Here is an 18,895-nt window from a genome sequence, read left to right on the forward strand (position 1 = left end):
GTTTATAAGGTTCAAAAAATAATAATTAAACCGAGTTAAAAACTACTCAATTGCACTGCATATAGCCTCATTAAATTGCGCCGAACGCTGTACTTTCTCAGGCCACCTATAGATAGGTAGACTATTTTCTAGGGAGGCTCTATGGCTCTCTTTAGATAAGTCATCAAAAATAGCCTGTACAGCAGCACCATTTTTAAATGTATCAGTTGCAAACACAGGTCCACCATCCGAATAATGCAAATCCAAATAATCATCAGAAATGATAATGTCTTCCGCTTGCTGCCTTTGTGCTAGATCTCGCCAATAACGTGCAGCCGTATAAGATTCATCAAAAACATCCATACAGCTATTAGGCACTACGCCTTTTTTATCTGTAGTACTCACGCCTCTAAAAGCCTGCTCTACCCACCTAGTCATCCCTTCTAGGTACCAACGTGCCTTAAACATGGAGTTCGCGTACTGATACAAATGAAATAACTCATGCGCTGGCGTGACATTACGACTTGGCTGTAATTCGCTGTTTATATGCATTTTTATGCCACAAGAATAACTATCCGCCTCTCTACTGCCTTTTTCAGCAATCACTTCATCAAAAGCTACACCATTTCCTCTTTTCATCTCCACCATATACACATCGATGTACTCAGCCTGTTTATATCGAGGCTGCAACAAGGGAGGTGTCAATTTCAATTCTTGAGAAAAGTACTTATCAGCAGTATGAAGCTGCAGCAATAAATCATCAATAACAGTTGTATTTTTAACTGCATTTTTACCCTCTGTGGCGTACCACACTCTAAATGGGTAAGACTCAACAGTATGAGGTAGGTGATTAAGCTCTTTGAATATTAAGGTTTTGCAACCACCATCTTCAGCTATGGCAAAGGTAGAAAAAAACACGACTAATAGTGTAGTTAAAATTAATCGCAGTTTATGCATCTTTAACACACCCCTTATCTTTATCTTTATCTTTATCTTTATCTTTGGAGCACAACTCTGCAAAGTGGTTCAATAAATTACTTAACACATTCACAGCCCCAGCATAATTTTTATTATGATAGCGCCGCTCAAACTCATAGAGTCGCGCTACAAGCTTCGCCATTTCTGGATCTACCTTAACCAACTCAACCCGCTCTTTAGCCGTCTCTTCCAAAGCCGTATCAAGTTGCTTTAAACAATTAAGAGGCCAGGCAGCCCCCACAGGCTCCCAGGCCCAACGCGTTACATTTGCAATTCTAGGATCCTCTTTGGAACCCAACGTCATACGACTATTAAGAGAACCTAAACTCAGCTGCTTTGGCATTCTCTCAATTTTTGGCAATAACTTACTCAATATAGCTGGCAAGCCATCCCAATTAATCTTATCTGCATTAGCTCCTGAGTACGCTTGTAAATGCTCCCACAGTACATTGTTTACCCTATCTAATAGCCCAGCTTGCGAATGCTTATAAAGCATAATCACATTCTCCGGTAAATCGCAGAGCAGTAATTTTTTTCTTAGCTCTGGTGCGATGGTATTGCGCTCACTCTCTTGTAACCAGACACTACCCACAGGCCAGCAGCAAATAAAAGCTGGATAATTATTAATTTTTCTATCTTCTAATAGGGTTATAAAAGGCCAACTAGTATCAGCCGACTTTAATAAAGCTATTTCTTGCTCCGCCAATGCTTCGCGATTCGTATTAAAAAGCTTAATCAATAAGCCGTCCGCTAGCTCCTCACTCTGAGGGGCTACTGTTATATACGCTACGTTTCCAGCTTCAACTAAGTGACAGATTTTATTTAATTGACTGTTTTGTAGATCAGGAAATCTTTCTCTACAGATTTCCGCAAGCCAGCTTTGCTGCTCTATTTGTGTAACTAGCTGCTCAAATTCAACATTCAGCTCAGCCTTAATTTGGTACTTACTATTAGGTAAGGTAGAAAATATTTGCCCTGCTCGCACCCTATTTCTATATATTTGCTGTCCGTTATTAGCCATAACAGTAATCATGACTAAGCCCTGTCTATATAAAAGCAAAGATAAAAAAGTAATCAAAAGTACTGGCATAGTCCCTTGCCAATAATCGGTAATCGCCCAAATCAAAGCAAGCACAAAACCAACGTGCCACCAAACTTTATAAAAAACGGGTAGCCAACTGGACCTTTCATCAACCTTCAATCTAAACACACGCAAACAAACTAACACTAGAAGAAAAGTAGCAAAACCATATAAAACGAAATTTAATATTAAAGAAGGGTAAAAGAATGCTAATAAAATAAAAGCTAGAACGGTATAAAGAAAAGCCGCAAAAAAAGTAACGTAATATTTATAGATTCTTTTAGCAAAACTTCGATAGTTATTAAAAACCCCTTCTTTATTACTTCTCTCAATCGCCTTACTCGCCCCTTTATTCACTAAGTAATCAAATACAAAATCCAGCACCAAGTGAATAGTAAATAGCGCAACCACCACCCCACCTAAATAAGTCACCTGCTGCTTTTCAGCATAACCATCAAAAAAATTCAACGCATTAAAATACGCAGATCCTATCCCGGACGCTACCGCCAATATTTTCCAGGGTAGAACCATTGCTAACAGGAAGGAGATTCGGGAGAGAATGAAGGAGAGGGAGGCGAAGAGGATGTGGGGGAAAGTTGAGATAAAAAAGGGGAAAATCATTTAAAATTCTGTTTTTTTATATATTCAATAATTTTATTAAATCCAATAGAGTTAGATGCTTTCATCATAATATGATCTTGATCTTCTACCCAATCATCAATATTATCTATAATTTCATTAGTAGATGAGTACCATTTTTTTCTAATAGAAGAAAAATCACTGCAATACTCAATATTACTCCATAAATTTCTCATTAAATTTCCACAAAGAATTAACTTATTTGGCTTAGATCTTAAAACTATTTCTTTTAAATTATTATGATATAAAACCTCATTAGACCCTAGCTCCATCATATCACCTAATATTAAAAATTTATTTTGTGGATTTTTAATATTACTCATAGATTCAATAGCTGCTTTCATAGAAATAGGGTTAGCATTATAAGATTCATCATAAACAGTAATTAATCTACCATTAAAATCTATTTCTGTAATCTCGCCACGCCCTTCTAAGCTTTGAAATTTTTGATAAACTTCTAAATTCGCTTTCCAGTCTAGCTTTAATGCACTTAAAGAAGCAAATACACTTAAGGCATTTAGTACCATATGTTTATTTACTAGACCTATATCAAACTCATAAAGATCATCCCAAAATCTAACCTTAACCTTACTATTTACCATCCCTAAGAGCTGAATATCATTCTGTTTATTTTCACCATAAGTAATAACTTTAAGATTTTTCTCTTTGGCTTTAAATAAAAATATATCTTTATGAAGTATTTCACCAAAAAGAACTAACGTTCCATTCGATGGCATAGCATCCATTATTAATGATTTTTTCTCTGCTATGGTTTGAGTGTCTTTATGATATACAAGATGAGCCGGTGCTATATTTGTAATGATAGCCACTTGTGGCATAACTAGCTCCGTATTTATTGCCATATTTCCAATCGCCATTTCTACTACCCAATAGATAGCATTTTTAGGCATATTGACCTGATTCCATGCAATTCCAATTGGCAAATTAGCACTTTTTTGCGTTGCACCAGCAATACCAAACTGCGATAAAGCATGAGCCATCATTGCTACAGTTGTAGTTTTCCCTGCGCTACCCGTAATACCTACAACCTTCCCTGTAAATCTGTTTCTAGCCTCTTGTCCTAAAGCTAAAGTAGCAGCTCTCACATCCCTAACTTGTAGCACAGGTACACCAAAATCCAGATAGGGAGTAGGATCAACACAGATAATTGCTGAAGCTTTTTTTTCAATTAGCTGTTTAATAACCGAATCAGACAAATAACTATTATGACGTTTCCCGCGAGCTATTAATACATGACCTGCTTTGAATATTGACAGATGTATACAGATACCAGAGGCTTTCCAATCCTTAGTTGGCTCAATAACCCATTCTCCTCCGGTGGCTTCTTTTAACCCCTTTGAGGAGAGCAGATCCGTCTTTTTACTCTCTAAATACTTCCAATACGCCACAAACCCCGATAAATAATGCTCCACATCATCAATCCGCACTCTAAAAGAATGGTGTCTAATGAAAAAGCTACCAACAATACGCTTAGGGTTGGCAAAATACATGGCTATTTCAGGCCAAAAATAACCATTCAATAAATAATGTGCCCGCTTTTCTAACGCCTCATAAAAAGCACCTATATCTAACTCTTCAAGCAAATAAGCATATTCATCAGACTCCTGTAAACGGCATACCATTCTTTCTGCAGCCATCATCAATTCTAATAGCGTAGGAAAAGTCGTAATTCTAGTGGCTACGAAATCCAAATAACCCGCTACATTTTGAATACCAAACCTATAGTATTTCTCATCGGATTTATATAACGTTAACTCATTAACACAATAGCTCAACCAGTGATCATGCGCCTTCCAATGCTCTGCAGCAATAAAATAATCAAACGCTTTTTCTACTATAACCAGCCACCTTTCATCTTTGGTAATACCATACAAGCGCATTAAACCAAAAGCGGCTTCGCCATCGTAGTAAATAATTCTGAACTCATCTTTAACAGAAAAATCAGGATAATTTAAAACATGCTTAAACCTCCCCGTTTCGTTGTCTTGCATAAAACTTATGCCTAAAGCCAGTTGCTCTAGCAATTCAAGATATTTATTATCAGAAAAAACCTCTGTATATTTACATAGAGCTAAAATCAATACTCCATTTGCTCCTAACTTGATTTCTTTTTCTTTGTACTCGACTAAGAAGGCAATGTTTTGGTTATTTTTATTTTTTACTCTCTTAACAAACGTATCTATTAAATAATAAAGACTACGATCAATGGCTGCTCTCAACTCTACAGTCTGCGTAAGCTCATACGCCTCTATCATGGAGTAAGTAGTAGAAGCATGCCTTAAGGTATTATAAAAATTAATTTCTCTATCAAAACAAGGATGCCAGCCATAGTGAAACTCGCCCGTTTCTTGTACTTGACCTGCTAAATACTGACTACTTGATTCAATTAAATCAAAAACATCATTCGTGTCTAACTTATTTATAATACGGCGACCTGCATCTCGCCCTTTGGGATGTAATAGAAAGGGACCTTCTTTTTCTGAGATAAATGCTCCCGTATTATCTAACATCCAAACGTCATCGGTATCACTGAACTCAAAATCAAAGTTTTTATATTTTTTCTTAGCGTAAATAGAGAAATTATTTTCATTTACTACTACATGAGGAAATTTCACTCCACCATAAAGCATGGCATTCGCATTGAGTTCCTGCTCGGTAAAAGCATACTGTCCTGCATCGCCTATGACTAAACCGTATCTAAAGTAATTGCGTTTAACCTTTTCAAGCCAAAGCTTTAGCTGCTTAAGAGAAGTTTTTCTAACGGATTGCGTCCAATCTACACGAAGCCAAGATGCGCTTTGCCCATGTACTTCTACCCAGTTACTCCAATAATCCTCTAACTGACCCCACGCTTCCGCAAAGGTCTGAGCCTTAACGTGATGGGCAGAAGCGCGTTGCTTGCCATTGGATAGTGATATAAATAAAGAGATGCAAGGCTGGCCGTTTAAATTAACTGGTTTAGCATTTTCTGCTACTAAGTTCTTAATATTTTCAAGCATAACAATCCGTTACATCATTAGTCAAAAAAAACATCCTACCCAACCCCATGCACCTTCAACGCCAACATCAATCTATCAGCCACTTGTAACTTCTCAAACACAGCACTTAAATGCGCCCGTACAGTACGCTCCGTTATGCCCAAATCCTCTGCAATGAGGGCATTGGTATGCCCTAAGGCGGCGCGCTGCGCCACTTCAATTTCTCTAGGCGTTAAGCCTTGCTGCCAAGCGGTGGCAGGAGTAGGTGCTGCTGCAGACAGTTTTGCAGACACTTGGCTTAATAAACGACTCAATAAGCGTTGCCCTACCCAAATATTACCAGCGTGTACCTGTTGCAGCATGGTATCAAGCACTGTGACTGGACTATAAGCATGGAAATACCCCTTGGCACCCGCCACAATCATTTTCTGACCTTCTGGGTCTGAAGGGTTCAGACTACCCACTAATACCGTAGCCGCAGGGTTAGCAAAAAGCTGTTGCCACTGCGCATCGGCTAAATCTACCAAGGCCGCATCTACCATTATCAAACCACCGCTGTAAGCGGCTAGCCATTGCTGTGCTTGCGACAATGTTTGCGCTTGCTCAAATTTATAGGCAGCATTATCTATACCACGCCACTGCTCACGCAATACTGCATCAGCACTTAGCAATAAAACGAATATGTTTTGCATAACTATTCCTAATTAGCGCTCAGTAAAAGCGTTTTCTCGTGCTCGTAATACCGGTTTCAATAAATACTGTAAAACGGTACGTTTCCCCGTCAAGATATGAACCTCAGCCACCATGCCAGGCAAAATAGGACGGTTATCTTCGCCCACATAAGCATGTTCAGTTCGTACTTTGGCAATATAAAATGCATTCCCCTTTTCATCGACAATCGTATCTGCGCCTAGCTGCTCTAGTTCACCCTCTAAGCCACCATATACAGCAAAATCGTAAGCCGTAAATTTCACATGTGCTTTTTGTCCTGGGTGCAAAAAACCAATATCCCTTGGGTTAATGCGCACCTCTAAGAGCAACGTGTCGTCAGTAGGTACTATTTCCACAATGTCTTTGCCTGGCTGGACGACGCCTCCTACGGTGTTGGCATGCAGGGTTTTAATCGTGCCGCGTACTGGTGAACGAACCTCAGCCAATTTTACTCGGTCAACTAATGCTAACTGGCCTTGCTCTAAGGTTGATAGCTTGGCTCGTGTCTCAGCTAGTTCGGTGCGGGCTTGATTACGGAAAGTAATTTCCGTTTCCTCTACGCGCTCTTCGGCTTCTTGAATGGAGGCTTGAATACGATCAATCTGCGCCGCCGCAGCACGTTGCTCTCCGCAATAACGGGCTACATCTCTTTGTAAGCGCAGCAAATCTACCTCTGAGACAGCACCACTCTGTAATAAAGGACGCGTCATATTCAATTCCTGAGAGGTCAAGCTACAGCTTGATGCGGCTTGATCGCGGTTTGCTCGCGTTTCGCGTAGTTCTTGGCGACGCTGCTGCAGCTGTTCATTCACTACCGCCAAGTTACTACGAAGTTCATTGACCCGTGACTCCCAGACGCGTAATTCCATTTCAGCTAAATCAGGGGCTGTCATCGTGACCTCTTCGGGCATATTCAACGGATCGCCTGTCGCAATAGCAAGTAGACGAGCCGCCTTTGCCTTGAGAGACAAAATCTCGGCTTGATTTTCTCCTAGTGAGGAGCTGTAACGAGTAGGATCAATGCGAAGCAGTACCTCTCCTTCCTCAACAGATTGGCCTGCACGCACGAGTAAACTTTCAACTACCCCACCATCTAGACTTTGAACAATTTGCACTTGTCTAGAGGGCACTACCTTGCCTTCGCCACGAACAACTTCATCAATCCATGCAAAATAAGCCCAAGTAATTAACCCTGCAAGCGTAAACAAAACCAACCAGACTAAGGCTCTAGAGCCAACTAGACGTTGTTTTTTTAGTAGCAAATCCATATCGCTGGCCATTAATTACCTCGCTCACCGATACGGCCTTCTTTCAAGGCGGTAATAACCTGTTCTTTAGGCCCGTCCGCCACAATTTTCCCGTTATCAACCACCATCAAGCGATCCACTAGCTCTAGCAATGCCATCCGGTGTGTAATCAACAGAACCGTACGTGTTGCACAGATAGGTTTTAATTGACGACGTAATAACACTTCGCTTTGGTTGTCCATATTGCTGCTGGGCTCATCGAGCAATAGGACGGAGGGGTTATTTAATAATGATCGAGCTATCGCAATAGCTTGACGCTGCCCACCCGATAGCGATTCGCCTCGCTCGCTAATCAACATGCTGTACCCATCAGGGTGCTTAGAGGCAAAGCGATCCACCCCAGCGGCTTTTGCCGCCTCGATCATTTGCTCATCAGTGGCTAAGGGCGCACCTAAAGTCAGGTTATGTTTTAAAGTGCCATAGAATAAGACGGGGTCCTGTGACACGTACCCCATTGATCGGCGCAAGTCAGCGGGATCTATTTGTTTGCTATCCACACCATCAATTAAAATCGTGCCTCCAGTTGGTTGGTATAAGCCTAAAACCAACTTCGCTAAGGACGTTTTACCCGACCCGATACGACCTATAATGCCAACGCGCTCACCCTCTTTCAGCGTAAAACTCACGTTCTCTAAAATAGTGTGTTCTGTATTCGGGTACGCAAAGCTTACGTTTCTGAACTCAATTGCGCCACGAATAGAAGGACGAGGTAAATAGTTTTTGTTGATCTCGTTTTCTATAGGGAGTTTCATATAGTTATCAATGGAGGCTAGCGAGTTTTTTGCATTATGGAACTGCATCATCAAACCAGCCAATGGCCCCAAAGGAGCTAAACAACGCCCCGCAATCATTGAGGCGGCAATGATCCCCCCCATTGATAACTGGGCCTCTTGTACCAAAAACGTCCCAATAATGATGATGCTAACCGTGACCATTTGCTGAACGGTTTGCACAAAACTAACCGTACCCGACGAGGTGGATTTTATTTTAGCGTTCAGTTTGGAGATTTGCTCTGTGGCCTGCTCCCATTGGCGTTGAGACACGCCCTGAGCGTTCAATACCTTTAACGTTTCTAAGCCAGCTAATGACTCCACCAACACGGCATTGCGCTGTGAGCTCGCTTGAAATATTTGCTTGCTCAAGCTCTCCATTCGATGTTGGGCAATAAATGACACCGTAATCACGATAACCATCGCAATCAAGGGAGGAATCATCATGTAAGGGGAAATCCAACCTAATACCGCAACAAACAAAAATATAAAAGGCAAATCAACCAGTGTTGTTAGGCTTGCCGAAGCGATGAAATCCCGCACAGACTCAAAGGAGCGCAAATTAGCTGCAAATGCCCCTACTGAAGTCGGTCTATTTTCTAATCGTATCCCTAAGACGCGCTCCATAATTTGAGCAGATAATCTCACATCCACCCGACTACTGGCCCGATCAACCACCTTTGCCCTGGTCGTTGTCAAAAACCAATTAAACAATAAAGCCAACACAATCCCAATCGTCAGAACCCAAAGTGTTTCAATTGCCTTATTAGGCACAACCCGGTCATAGACGTTCATGGTAAACAGAGGCATGGCTAATGCTAAGACGTTGATCAGCAATGCTGCCACCATAGCATCACGATATAAGCGCCAATTTTCAAAGACAGCAGCCCAAAACCAATGCTTATTATGTTTGACTGGTTGCCCTTCTTCGGAGCGAGTCTCAACCCGATACGTTGGCTGAATAAAAGCCGCTAATCCCGTGTAGAGTACTTCTAGTTTTCTAATCGACAGCTCTGATGGTGCCGAGGACTCGGGGAAAATGACTGTAGCCATACCAATTGAAAGGCTCACTAAAACACAGTGACGGCCATCACGCAAAAATAAAATGGCAGGTAAGGTCTCAGTAGGTAGATGCCCTAAAGAACGACGCACCATTTTTACCGAGCAATAACCTCTGGCAGCTGCACGCCCTAATAAATCGGGTGTTAACTGAGTCCCTTTTAACGGTAGGCCAGATACTAAATGCTGAGCTGAACACGGATTACCATGCAGTCGAGTAATCTCGACCAAACAAGCTAATAACGAATCATCATGTGTTGCATGCAAGGGAATTCTATCGGTAGACGTGTGCGCTGTAACCATACCTCAACCTTAAACTAATAAATCATCGTCATCATTGATTAAGTCTAATGAGTTACGTAATCGTTGACGTGTTTGTTTACGCGCATTTAATTTAGCCAAAGCCTGTGGTGGCAAATCGGTTAATCGCAGCGTTCCATTGGCCATTAAGGCATCAATCAAGTCTTCAAGGACGCGGATAAAATCCGCGTCTGAATCTGATAGCCTTTTACGGATATCGTCATCCATATATCTATTACCTAATTCGAATAGGACAAATGAGGGGGAGTTAAATTACGTCCATACTGCACGTCCATGGGTTTTAAATTAGTTAAATCAGGTAAGGGTGTCATACATGCTTGGAATGTTTCCTCTGGAAACTCAATGCCATCGGCCTCTTTAGGCAGATGCTCATCATAAGGCTGTGCTAACCCCACGGCTGGCAAAATTTTATTCGCCAATGCCAACCAATGTAATTCAGCTTGTTGCAAATCATATTGCGCATTGCTCAAGGCACGACGTGCATCAAATAACTCATTTTCTGTATCCAACAAATCGAGCAAACTACGCTGACCTATATGAAATTGCTGCATGTAGGCGACTCGAACTTTAGAGGTAGCCATTTCATGCTGTTGCAAGAAAGGAATTTGTGAACGCAAACGTTGGATCCCATTCCACGCCACATTTAATTCTTGCTGCATATTACGGCACGTATAATCACGTACATCACGAGCCGCATATTCTTGTGCAATAGTCTGGCGAATTCGTGCCGAGTCAGCCCCACCGCGATATAAGTTATAAGATGCTACAAGCTGCACACTGGAGCTTTGAGCATCCCGATAATCAGGATTATTGGGATTCGGGTTTTTATCACGTCCAGTCGCTGCTTTTAGTTCTAACGTAGGAGATAGGTTTCCTCGTGCCACGTTTTTACCGGCATTGGCCGCCTGCACTAAAGCCTGCTTAGACAAAATCGACGGGCTACGACGCAACTCCTTATCAAAGGGCCCAATCGTTACCGGTAAACTGTCTTCAACACTAGGCGCATCAAATAAAACAGCTGGAGCTGGCACACCCACAATACGGTGGTAACGTTGTAAAACATCATTCAAATTGCCCGATTCAGTCATCAGGTTACTTTGGGCCAACGCCTGTCGACCATAAGCCTGCTCTAAATCTACACCACGTCCAATACCTGAGACTTGACGATCCTCAATCTGACGCAAGATGCTTAGATGCATATCGTAGTTTTCACGCGCTAAGGCTTCCATTTCACGATAGCGCTGCACATCAATATGCGCTTTTGCTGCTTCAAAAGCCAAGTTATCCACGGTTGCCATCAGTTCGTAATACGCAGACAATTTTTCCAAACCTAACTGCTTCACCTGATTAACTGTTTTAAATCCGTTGAATACTAACTGACGTAGCTCAACGGTATAACCTCTACGCGTCCAGTTACTTGAGGCTCTATTGGATGCGCTGCCTTGCCACTCTTTGCCAGTCCAAGCCTGTGCATTAATTTCTGGCAGTAAGGCGCCCCGAGCCACTTTTTGTCCTTCCAGGCTAGATTGGAAATCCTGAAAGCGAGCGCCTAATTCAGGATTAGATAAAACCGCACGTTCTACACTTTGCGCCAAGGACATGTTCTCGGCCGAAAAACTGGATGTGCTAAAGATCAAAGCGCAAGACAACGCGATCAATTTTAAATTTAAATTCATATTTTTTTTCCATATCCCAGGCGCACACATCCACACTTTTCTCACAAAAAGAAAAGTGTTACCAGAGCGCATATTGTTGTATAGGATGTAAAGTAGAAGCACTCATGAGGTGCCCGTGATTTGGCAAGGCGGAGCCACAGGTTTCTGGCCTGTTGTTCTTGAAGCATAACCTTGCGTCTATGAGGCTTGGATTGAGCTAATCCAACTAACATGAGTGTAAATCATTTATGCTGAAAAAAGTTACACGGATAACAAATGGCAAAGTAAATTCGCAAAACAATTGTTAACTTCTGCATAAAAATACAATTACGCTTTATCTTAACTTATCTTATCTTGGATTTTTCCCTATGTACACAGACCTGTCTCTTTATATTAATGGCGAGTTTCTATCTGGGAACAATAGAAAATCTCAACCTGTTATTAACCCGTCTACTCTTGAAACACTTGGAAACCTGCCCCATGCAAGCCAAGCGGACTTAGACTTAGCCTTACAAAGTGCACAAACAGCATTTGAATCATGGCGCCATAGTTCTCCGATAGAGCGCAGTGATATTTTACGTAAAGTGGCTCAACTATGTCGCGACAATGCCACAAAAATTGGACGCAATATCACCTTAGATCAAGGAAAGCCCTTGGCTGAAGCAGTAGGAGAAGTTAAAAGTTGCTCAGATCATGCGGATTGGCATGCCGAAGAATGTCGTCGTATCTACGGTCGCGTGATCCCTGCTCGTCACCCAGCCGTCCGTCAAATCGTAGTTCGTGAACCGATTGGCGTTTGTGCTGCCTTTACACCTTGGAATTTCCCTTTTAATCAGGCGATCAGAAAAATATGTGCGGCTATTGGTGCAGGCTGCACGATTATTATCAAAGGTCCAGAGGACTCGCCTAGCGCAGTCATGGCTATTGCACACATGTTTCACGAAGCCGGATTACCCAAAGGTGTGTTGAATATAGTGTGGGGTGTACCATCAGAGATATCCGACTACCTCATCCGTTCCCCGATTGTGCGTAAAGTATCTTTTACTGGCTCGGTTCCCGTTGGTAAACAGTTGGCCGCATTAGCTGGCGCGCACATGAAACCCATTACCATGGAGTTAGGTGGGCATTCACCCGTGTTAGTGTTCCCAGATGTGGACGTTAAACGTGTTGCCAAACAATTAGCGTTTTTCAAAGTTCGCAATGCGGGTCAGGTCTGTATTTCCCCGACACGCTTTTATATCCATGATGATATTTACGCTGATTTCCGTGACGAATTTGTCAATATCTTAGCAAATATCAATGTAGGCGATGGCTTGGATCCGGAAACCGATATGGGCCCCTTAGCGCACGAACGTCGTGTAGGCACCATGGATCAGTTTGTACAAGATGCTCTAAAACATGGTGGAAAAGTTGCCCTAGGTGGCAGCAAGCTAGACAAAAAAGGTTATTTTTATAGCCCAACGGTCATCACTGACCTGTCTGACGACTCCATGTTGATGACAGAAGAGCCTTTTGGCCCTATCGCCCCGCTAACACGATTCAATAACACCACGGATGTACTACGTCGTGCTAACTCGCTGCCTTTTGGTTTAGCTTCTTATGTCTTTACCAACAACTTACAAACGGCTCATACTGTATCGAATGAACTGCAAGTTGGCATGGTAAATATCAACCACTTTGGGGTTGCCCTGCCCGAAACTCCTTTTGGTGGTGTTAAAGACAGTGGTATTGGTAGCGAGGGCGGCTCAGAAACCTTTGATGGCTATTTAGTGACTAAATTTATCACTCAGCGCTAAAAAGCGTAGACCACATCGTCAAAGAGATTTCTAACCACACATAAATAACTCATTACATACAACATCTAAACAAAAAACCCCAGCTGTTCAAGACAGACTGGGGTTTTTAGTTCTAGATATTTCTATCTAGAGCACTGAGTAATTTAATAAATTAAATTAAATAGTGCGTGCAGCAGTTACCAAGCGTACAACAGTCCACGATTTGTGGCGGCTGATAGGACGGCACTCGGCGATTGAAACAACATCGCCTTCATTGTACTGGTTGGTTTCGTCGTGCGCGTGGTATTTACGTGAACGGACGATGATCTTGCCATATAACGGATGCTTAACGCGACGTTCTACACGAACAACCACGGTTTTATCCATTTTGGTGCTGACCACAATACCTTGTAACAAGCGCTGACGCTTTTCTGCAACGGGTGTAGTTTGAGTATCGCTCATATTACTTTCCTGCTTTCTCAGCCATTAGAGTGCGTACGCGAGCAATGTCACGACGTACTTTTGGTAGCTGGCTGGTGTTGGAAAGCTGCTGTGTAGCTTTTTGCATACGCAAACTAAATTGCGCTTTCAGCAGACTTTCAAGCTCTGTTTGGAGCTCGGCGGTTTCTTTAGAACGGAGTTCGCTGGCTTTCATGTGATCTCCTTAAGCACCAATGTTTCGTACCACGAATGTGGTAGAAAATGGAAGCTTGGCAGCAGCTAGACGGAATGCTTCGCGTGCGAGTTCTTCGCTTACGCCTTCCATTTCGTACAGCATTTTGCCGGGTTGAATTTCAGCGACCCAGTACTCTGGATTACCTTTACCGCTACCCATACGAACCTCAGCAGGTTTCTGTGAGATTGGTTTGTCAGGGAAAACACGAATCCAGATGCGGCCACCACGTTTAATGTGACGGTTAATCGCACGACGAGCAGCCTCGATTTGACGAGCAGTCAGACGGCCACGACCTGTGGCTTTTAGACCGAACTCACCAAAGGATACCAATGTGCCACGTGTGGCTAAACCGGTATTACGGCCTTTGTGCTCTTTGCGATATTTTCTACGAGAAGGTTGTAACATAATTATTCTCCTTCTGGCGCCGGTGCTGCGTCACGACGAGGACCGCGTCCACGACCGGGACGACGACCTTCGGGGCGCTCACCACGAGGGCGACGTTGACGACGCTCTTCAGGGGCGGCTGTCTCTTGAGGCAATTCGCCGTTTGGCAGCATATCGCCTTTGTAGACCCAGACTTTGATACCGATGATACCGTAAGTTGTATGAGCTTCAGCTGTTGCGTAATCGATATGAGCACGCAAAGTGTGTAGAGGTACACGACCTTCGCGATACCACTCTGTACGAGCGATTTCAATACCGTTCAAACGACCAGCACTAGCGATCTTGATACCTTGAGCACCTAGACGCATTGCGTTCTGCATAGCGCGTTTCATGGCGCGGCGGAACATAATACGTTTTTCTAGTTGCTGAGCAATAGAGTCAGCAATTAGTTGCGCATCAGTTTCAGGCTTACGAATTTCTTCGATATTAACGTGTACAGGCACGCCCATCAAACGCTGAAGATCGACTTTCAAGCTTTCGATGTCTTCACCACGTTTACCAATAACTACGCCTGGACGGGCGGAGAAAATAGTAATACGGGCGTTTTTGGATGGACGCTCAATGACAACGCGACCTACAGAAGCATTTTTCAGCTTCTTTTTGAGGTATTCGCGCACGCGGATATCATCAGCTAGCATGCCGCTGAAATCGTTGTGATCAGCGTACCAGCGAGAATTCCAGTTACGGTTAACCGCGAGGCGGAACCCAATTGGGTGTACTTTTTGTCCCATTGTGACTCCTTAAGCGCCGACCTTGACCACAATGTGGCAGGTTTGCTTTTCGATGCGGTTACCGCGGCCTTTGGCTCGTGCGGAGAAACGTTTCAAAGATTGCGCTTTGTCTACGAAAATTGTAGTTACACGCAATTCATCGATGTCGGCACCATCGTTATGTTCAGCATTAGCAATAGCGGACTCAAGCGCTTTTTTGATAATGCCAGCGGCTTTCTTGGGAGTGAAAGTTAACGTATTTAAAGCCTGCTCTACAGATTGACCGCGAATCATATCGGCGACCAAGCGTGCTTTTTGAGCAGAGATACGTACTCCACGAATAGTTGCTGTGGTTTCCATCGCTTATCTCCGTGACTTCTTGTCCGCAATATGACCCTTAAACGTACGAGTCAATGCGAATTCACCGAGCTTGTGGCCAACCATGTTCTCGTTGATGTAAACGGGAACGTGTTGACGACCATTATGCACGGCAATCGTCAGCCCGATGAATTCGGGCAGGATGGTAGAACGACGCGACCAAGTTTTGATCGGACGTTTATCTTTGCCCTCGACAGCAGCATCAATCTTATTGATTAGATGCTCGTCTACGAATGGGCCTTTTTTAATCGAACGTGACATTTGTTCGCCCCTTACTTGCGCTTGCGACGCGAGACAATCATATTGTCTGTGCGTTTGTTACGACGTGTGCGGTAACCTTTAGCAGGTGTACCCCATGGACTTACGGGTTCACGACCTTCACCAGTACGACCCTCACCACCACCATGTGGGTGATCAATCGGGTTCATGGCTACACCGCGAACGGTAGGACGTACGCCGCGCCAGCGCATTGCACCGGCCTTACCAATTTGACGCAAGCTGTGATCTTCGTTGCTGACAGAGCCGATAGTGGCACGACAGTCAATGTGGACACGACGGACTTCGCCGGAACGTAAACGTACCTGAGCGTAGGAGCCATCGCGTGCTAGCAATACGGCAGAAGTACCTGCTGAACGAGCTAGTTGAGCACCTTTACCTGGCATCATTTCAATACAGTGAATAGTTGCACCGATTGGAATGTTACGGATAGGTAGAGTGTTACCAGCGCGGATAGGAGCATCCTGACCGGACAAGAGCGTAGCACCGACTTCTAGACCACGAGGAGCAATAATGTAACGACGCTCACCGTCTGCATAACACAATAAAGCTAAGTGTGCTGTACGGTTTGGATCGTATTCTAAACGCTCGACTTTCGCAGGGATACCATCTTTGTTACGACGGAAATCAACGATACGATAGTGCTGTTTGTGACCGCCGCCACGATGACGTACGGTAATATGACCGTTATTATTACGGCCAGAGCTACGCTTTTTCTTTTCTAGTAGTGGAGCATAAGGAGCACCTTTATGGAGCTCAGAATGCACTACTTTAATCATGCCGCGACGACCTGCAGACGTGGGCTTAACTTTTACGAGTGCCATGTTAGTTCATCTCCGTAAAGTCGAGTTCCTGACCGTCTTTAATACGAACATAGGCTTTACGTTCGTTACGGCGGCGACCTTCGAAACGACCAAATCGCTTGGCTTTACCGTTTTGGTTTAGAACCTGTACAGAGTCAACTTCGACATTAAATAGCATTTTAACTGCTGCTTTAATTTCGGCCTTGGTTGCATCAGGAGCTACGCGGAAAGCGATTTGCTGATTATTTTCAGCTACCATCGTGGCTTTTTCGGTCACGATTGGAGCTAGGATGACTTGGTATAAGCGTTCGACGTTCATCCCAACATCTCCTCGATTTGAGCGACAGCCGCTTTAGTGATCAACACATTTTTGTAGTGGATCAAAGATAAAGGATCGGCATCACGCGGTTCGACCACAGCTACGTGAGGTAGGTTACGAGTAGCGAGATAGAGGTTTTCATCGATGTTGTCTGTAATGATCAACACGGACTCTAAGCCTAAATCTTTTAATTTAGTTGCCGCTAATTTTGTTTTAGGAGCATCTAATTCAAAAGCCTCTACTACAGAGATACGACCTTCGCGAGCTAACTGAGAAAAAATGGACTGCAAACCAACACGGTACATTTTTTTGTTAACTTTGTGGCTGTAATTCTGATCTGGCGAGTTCGGGAACGTACGACCACCCCCACGCCATAAAGGCGAGGAAGCCATACCAGCACGGGCGCGACCAGTGCCTTTCTGACGCCAAGGTTTACGTGTACTGAAGCTGACCTCAGCGCGCGTTTTTTGTTTGCTGTTAGCGCTACGAGCGTTAGCTTGGTAGGCAACAACAATCTGGTGTACGAGTGCTTCGTTAAATTCGCGACCGAAAACTACGTCGGAAGCCGCAATAGTAGAAGACTGACCCTGATCATTCAGGAGCTTGAGTTCCATGATTAGGCTCCTTTAATGGCGGGACGCACTACAACGTTGCCGTTTTTATGGCCGGGGACAGCGCCACGAACCAATAATAGGCCACGTTCTGCATCAACACGCACAACATCTAGATTTTGAACGGTACGGGTAACATCACCCAAGTGACCGGCCATTTTTTTACCAGGGAATACACGACCTGGATCCTGTGCCATACCGATAGAACCGGGAGCACGGTGGGAGATCGAGTTACCGTGGGAGTTACGCTGACCAGAGAAGTGGTGACGTTTGATGGTACCGGCAAAGCCTTTACCAACAGTTGTACCTGTAACGTCTACTTTTTGGCCGGCTTCAAACACGCTTTCAATAGCAATCACATCACCAGCATTTAGCTCTGCGATTTTAGCGGGATCTAGACGGAATTCTTTGAGGATACTACCGGCTTCTACGCCTGCTTTGGCGTAATGGCCAACTGCAGGTTTATTAACGCGGGAGGCGCGACGAGAGCCATAAGCTAGCTGTACAGCAGCATAGCCATCGACTTCGGGCGTCTTAACTTGGGTTACGCGGTTGTTGGACACGTCCAGTACAGTTACAGGGATGGACTCGCCTTCCTCTGTAAATACACGGGTCATGCCGACTTTGCGCCCAACAAGGCCTAACCGCCATGCGGCAGGCACAGGTGTCGAGTTCGACATCTTATTCTCCATTCCCAACTACGATTGGTCGGGGCTAACTATGATTACGCATACAGATTATTCTGCACACTAAACCTTCTTTAAATCTATTATATAGATTAAGCCAATAAATATACCATGCAGGCTGTTCTGATAGCAACCTAAACCTTTAAAGTCCACGTAAAAACAACGGTTCGTTAGCAAGCAACATAAAAAAAGCCGAGAACATGATTGTCTCGGCTTTTTTTATTTAGTTGTTTAATTTGCACTAAACAACCAAAAAAATCTAATTACTGTAGAGCAATTTCTACATCTACACCAGCGGGTAGATCTAAACGCATCAACGCATCAACTGTTTTATCAGTTGGGTCAACGATGTCCATTAGACGCTGGTGAGTGCGAATTTCAAACTGGTCACGTGCAGTTTTGTTGACGTGAGGGGAGCTCAAAATATCGTAGCGACGAATACGTGTAGGTAGAGGTACAGGGCCACGAACTACAGCACCGGTGCGCTTAGCCGTATCCACGATCTCGGCTGCGGACTGATCGATTAGTTTGTAGTCAAACGCTTTTAAGCGGATGCGAATTTTCTGGTTTTTCATGTGGAAATCCTAAAGAACGAAATAAACGGGGGGATATCCCCCCGCCATCATAAGCTATTAATTAGCTTATTTGATGATTTTAGCTACCACACCAGCACCAACGGTACGGCCACCTTCGCGAATCGCGAAACGTAGACCTTCTT

General features: G+C 43.8%; 19 protein-coding genes and 2 pseudogenes. 1 reads left to right on the forward strand and 20 read right to left on the reverse strand.

Features of this window, described 5'->3' with window-relative positions:
• Window positions 1–42: 42 nt before the first annotated feature.
• From Q0Z62_RS02505 to Q0Z62_RS02540, 8 genes and pseudogenes are all read right to left on the reverse strand, one after another.
• Window positions 43–936 carry a hypothetical protein gene (locus tag Q0Z62_RS02505; RefSeq protein WP_298050513.1) on the reverse strand — a complete coding sequence of 298 codons (894 nt, stop codon included), beginning with the start codon at window positions 934–936 and terminating at the stop codon, window positions 43–45.
• Window positions 929–2,659, reverse strand: coding sequence for a hypothetical protein (locus tag Q0Z62_RS02510; RefSeq protein ID WP_298050515.1), 1,731 nt, complete (start codon window positions 2,657–2,659; stop codon window positions 929–931). The genes Q0Z62_RS02505 and Q0Z62_RS02510 overlap by 8 nt, the downstream gene beginning before the upstream one ends.
• On the reverse strand, window positions 2,656–5,697 hold the full coding sequence (locus Q0Z62_RS02515; RefSeq protein ID WP_298050517.1) for a UDP-N-acetylmuramoyl-tripeptide--D-alanyl-D-alanine ligase: 3,042 nt from the start codon (window positions 5,695–5,697) through the stop codon (window positions 2,656–2,658). The genes Q0Z62_RS02510 and Q0Z62_RS02515 overlap by 4 nt, the downstream gene beginning before the upstream one ends.
• Before the next feature lie 35 nt (window positions 5,698–5,732).
• On the reverse strand, window positions 5,733–6,368 hold the full coding sequence (locus Q0Z62_RS02520) for a response regulator transcription factor (protein ID WP_298050519.1): 636 nt from the start codon (window positions 6,366–6,368) through the stop codon (window positions 5,733–5,735).
• A gap of 12 nt (window positions 6,369–6,380) precedes the next feature.
• Window positions 6,381–7,637 (reverse strand): annotated as a pseudogene (locus Q0Z62_RS02525) (HlyD family type I secretion periplasmic adaptor subunit); the annotation flags it as partial.
• Window positions 7,638–7,666: 29 nt separating this feature from the next.
• Window positions 7,667–9,826: a type I secretion system permease/ATPase gene (locus tag Q0Z62_RS02530; RefSeq protein WP_298050522.1), complete on the reverse strand. Its 2,160-nt coding sequence runs from the start codon at window positions 9,824–9,826 to the stop codon at window positions 7,667–7,669.
• A 9-nt stretch (window positions 9,827–9,835) separates the two neighbouring features.
• Window positions 9,836–10,051 carry a hypothetical protein gene (locus Q0Z62_RS02535; protein WP_269901003.1) on the reverse strand — a complete coding sequence of 72 codons (216 nt, stop codon included), beginning with the start codon at window positions 10,049–10,051 and terminating at the stop codon, window positions 9,836–9,838.
• 11 nt (window positions 10,052–10,062) lie between these two features.
• Window positions 10,063–11,520, reverse strand: a complete 1,458-nt coding sequence (locus tag Q0Z62_RS02540; RefSeq protein ID WP_298050524.1) for a TolC family outer membrane protein — start codon at window positions 11,518–11,520, stop codon at window positions 10,063–10,065.
• A gap of 347 nt (window positions 11,521–11,867) precedes the next feature.
• Here Q0Z62_RS02540 and Q0Z62_RS02545 point away from each other — a divergent pair, with 347 nt between their 5' ends.
• Window positions 11,868–13,295, forward strand: a complete 1,428-nt coding sequence (locus Q0Z62_RS02545) for an NAD-dependent succinate-semialdehyde dehydrogenase (RefSeq protein WP_298050526.1) — start codon at window positions 11,868–11,870, stop codon at window positions 13,293–13,295.
• Window positions 13,296–13,451: 156 nt separating this feature from the next.
• Here the strand turns inward: Q0Z62_RS02545 and rpsQ are convergent, their stop codons facing one another.
• The 12 genes and pseudogenes from rpsQ to Q0Z62_RS02605 form a co-directional block, all read right to left on the reverse strand.
• Window positions 13,452–13,736 carry a 30S ribosomal protein S17 gene (gene rpsQ, locus Q0Z62_RS02550; RefSeq protein ID WP_269901000.1) on the reverse strand — a complete coding sequence of 95 codons (285 nt, stop codon included), beginning with the start codon at window positions 13,734–13,736 and terminating at the stop codon, window positions 13,452–13,454.
• Between the two features lies 1 nt (window position 13,737).
• On the reverse strand, window positions 13,738–13,929 hold the full coding sequence (rpmC, locus tag Q0Z62_RS02555; protein ID WP_269900999.1) for a 50S ribosomal protein L29: 192 nt from the start codon (window positions 13,927–13,929) through the stop codon (window positions 13,738–13,740).
• Window positions 13,930–13,938: 9 nt separating this feature from the next.
• Window positions 13,939–14,355: a 50S ribosomal protein L16 gene (gene rplP, locus Q0Z62_RS02560; protein ID WP_269900998.1), complete on the reverse strand. Its 417-nt coding sequence runs from the start codon at window positions 14,353–14,355 to the stop codon at window positions 13,939–13,941.
• A 2-nt stretch (window positions 14,356–14,357) separates the two neighbouring features.
• Complete coding sequence (gene rpsC / locus Q0Z62_RS02565) at window positions 14,358–15,125, reverse strand: 30S ribosomal protein S3 (RefSeq protein ID WP_269900997.1); 768 nt, start codon at window positions 15,123–15,125, stop codon at window positions 14,358–14,360.
• A 9-nt stretch (window positions 15,126–15,134) separates the two neighbouring features.
• A complete protein-coding gene (gene rplV, locus Q0Z62_RS02570) occupies window positions 15,135–15,464 on the reverse strand; it encodes a 50S ribosomal protein L22 (RefSeq protein ID WP_269900996.1) in 330 nt (109 codons plus the stop codon).
• A gap of 3 nt (window positions 15,465–15,467) precedes the next feature.
• A complete protein-coding gene (rpsS, locus tag Q0Z62_RS02575) occupies window positions 15,468–15,743 on the reverse strand; it encodes a 30S ribosomal protein S19 (protein ID WP_269900995.1) in 276 nt (91 codons plus the stop codon).
• An 11-nt stretch (window positions 15,744–15,754) separates the two neighbouring features.
• Window positions 15,755–16,582, reverse strand: coding sequence for a 50S ribosomal protein L2 (gene rplB / locus Q0Z62_RS02580; RefSeq protein ID WP_269900994.1), 828 nt, complete (start codon window positions 16,580–16,582; stop codon window positions 15,755–15,757).
• A gap of 1 nt (window position 16,583) precedes the next feature.
• Window positions 16,584–16,880, reverse strand: coding sequence for a 50S ribosomal protein L23 (gene rplW, locus Q0Z62_RS02585; protein WP_269900993.1), 297 nt, complete (start codon window positions 16,878–16,880; stop codon window positions 16,584–16,586).
• Entirely contained in the window at window positions 16,877–17,494 is a 618-nt protein-coding gene (rplD, locus tag Q0Z62_RS02590; RefSeq protein ID WP_269900992.1) for a 50S ribosomal protein L4, read from the reverse strand. Before rplD ends, rplW begins: the two co-directional genes overlap by 4 nt.
• Before the next feature lie 2 nt (window positions 17,495–17,496).
• Window positions 17,497–18,171 (reverse strand): 50S ribosomal protein L3, encoded by a 675-nt coding sequence (rplC, locus tag Q0Z62_RS02595; protein WP_269900991.1) that lies wholly within the window; start codon window positions 18,169–18,171, stop codon window positions 17,497–17,499.
• A gap of 269 nt (window positions 18,172–18,440) precedes the next feature.
• Window positions 18,441–18,752, reverse strand: a complete 312-nt coding sequence (gene rpsJ / locus Q0Z62_RS02600; RefSeq protein ID WP_077734100.1) for a 30S ribosomal protein S10 — start codon at window positions 18,750–18,752, stop codon at window positions 18,441–18,443.
• Window positions 18,753–18,818: 66 nt separating this feature from the next.
• Window positions 18,819–18,895: pseudogene (locus Q0Z62_RS02605) on the reverse strand (elongation factor Tu); the annotation flags it as partial.

Origin of the sequence: uncultured Paenalcaligenes sp. (assembly GCF_947630565.1) — a bacterium.
Classification (GTDB): domain Bacteria; phylum Pseudomonadota; class Gammaproteobacteria; order Burkholderiales; family Burkholderiaceae_B; genus Paenalcaligenes; species Paenalcaligenes faecalis.

Excerpts from the sequence above, each read along its gene's own strand:
- Q0Z62_RS02540 (WP_298050524.1), bottom strand. The coding sequence starts at position 11,520 with ATGAATTTAAATTTAAAATTGATCGCGTTGTCTTGCGCTTTGATCTTT.
- rplP (WP_269900998.1), bottom strand. The coding sequence starts at position 14,355 with ATGTTACAACCTTCTCGTAGAAAATATCGCAAAGAGCACAAAGGCCGT.
- rpsC (WP_269900997.1), bottom strand. The coding sequence starts at position 15,125 with ATGGGACAAAAAGTACACCCAATTGGGTTCCGCCTCGCGGTTAACCGT.
- rplW (WP_269900993.1), bottom strand. The coding sequence starts at position 16,880 with ATGAACGTCGAACGCTTATACCAAGTCATCCTAGCTCCAATCGTGACC.
- rpsS (WP_269900995.1), bottom strand. The coding sequence starts at position 15,743 with ATGTCACGTTCGATTAAAAAAGGCCCATTCGTAGACGAGCATCTAATC.
- Q0Z62_RS02545 (WP_298050526.1), top strand. The coding sequence starts at position 11,868 with ATGTACACAGACCTGTCTCTTTATATTAATGGCGAGTTTCTATCTGGG.
- Q0Z62_RS02520 (WP_298050519.1), bottom strand. The coding sequence starts at position 6,368 with ATGCAAAACATATTCGTTTTATTGCTAAGTGCTGATGCAGTATTGCGT.
- Q0Z62_RS02510 (WP_298050515.1), bottom strand. The coding sequence starts at position 2,659 with ATGATTTTCCCCTTTTTTATCTCAACTTTCCCCCACATCCTCTTCGCC.
- rplC (WP_269900991.1), bottom strand. The coding sequence starts at position 18,171 with ATGTCGAACTCGACACCTGTGCCTGCCGCATGGCGGTTAGGCCTTGTT.
- Q0Z62_RS02515 (WP_298050517.1), bottom strand. The coding sequence starts at position 5,697 with ATGCTTGAAAATATTAAGAACTTAGTAGCAGAAAATGCTAAACCAGTT.
- rpsQ (WP_269901000.1), bottom strand. The coding sequence starts at position 13,736 with ATGAGCGATACTCAAACTACACCCGTTGCAGAAAAGCGTCAGCGCTTG.
- Q0Z62_RS02530 (WP_298050522.1), bottom strand. The coding sequence starts at position 9,826 with ATGGTTACAGCGCACACGTCTACCGATAGAATTCCCTTGCATGCAACA.
- Q0Z62_RS02535 (WP_269901003.1), bottom strand. The coding sequence starts at position 10,051 with ATGGATGACGATATCCGTAAAAGGCTATCAGATTCAGACGCGGATTTT.
- rpsJ (WP_077734100.1), bottom strand. The coding sequence starts at position 18,752 with ATGAAAAACCAGAAAATTCGCATCCGCTTAAAAGCGTTTGACTACAAA.
- rpmC (WP_269900999.1), bottom strand. The coding sequence starts at position 13,929 with ATGAAAGCCAGCGAACTCCGTTCTAAAGAAACCGCCGAGCTCCAAACA.
- rplD (WP_269900992.1), bottom strand. The coding sequence starts at position 17,494 with ATGGAACTCAAGCTCCTGAATGATCAGGGTCAGTCTTCTACTATTGCG.
- rplV (WP_269900996.1), bottom strand. The coding sequence starts at position 15,464 with ATGGAAACCACAGCAACTATTCGTGGAGTACGTATCTCTGCTCAAAAA.
- rplB (WP_269900994.1), bottom strand. The coding sequence starts at position 16,582 with ATGGCACTCGTAAAAGTTAAGCCCACGTCTGCAGGTCGTCGCGGCATG.
- Q0Z62_RS02505 (WP_298050513.1), bottom strand. The coding sequence starts at position 936 with ATGCATAAACTGCGATTAATTTTAACTACACTATTAGTCGTGTTTTTT.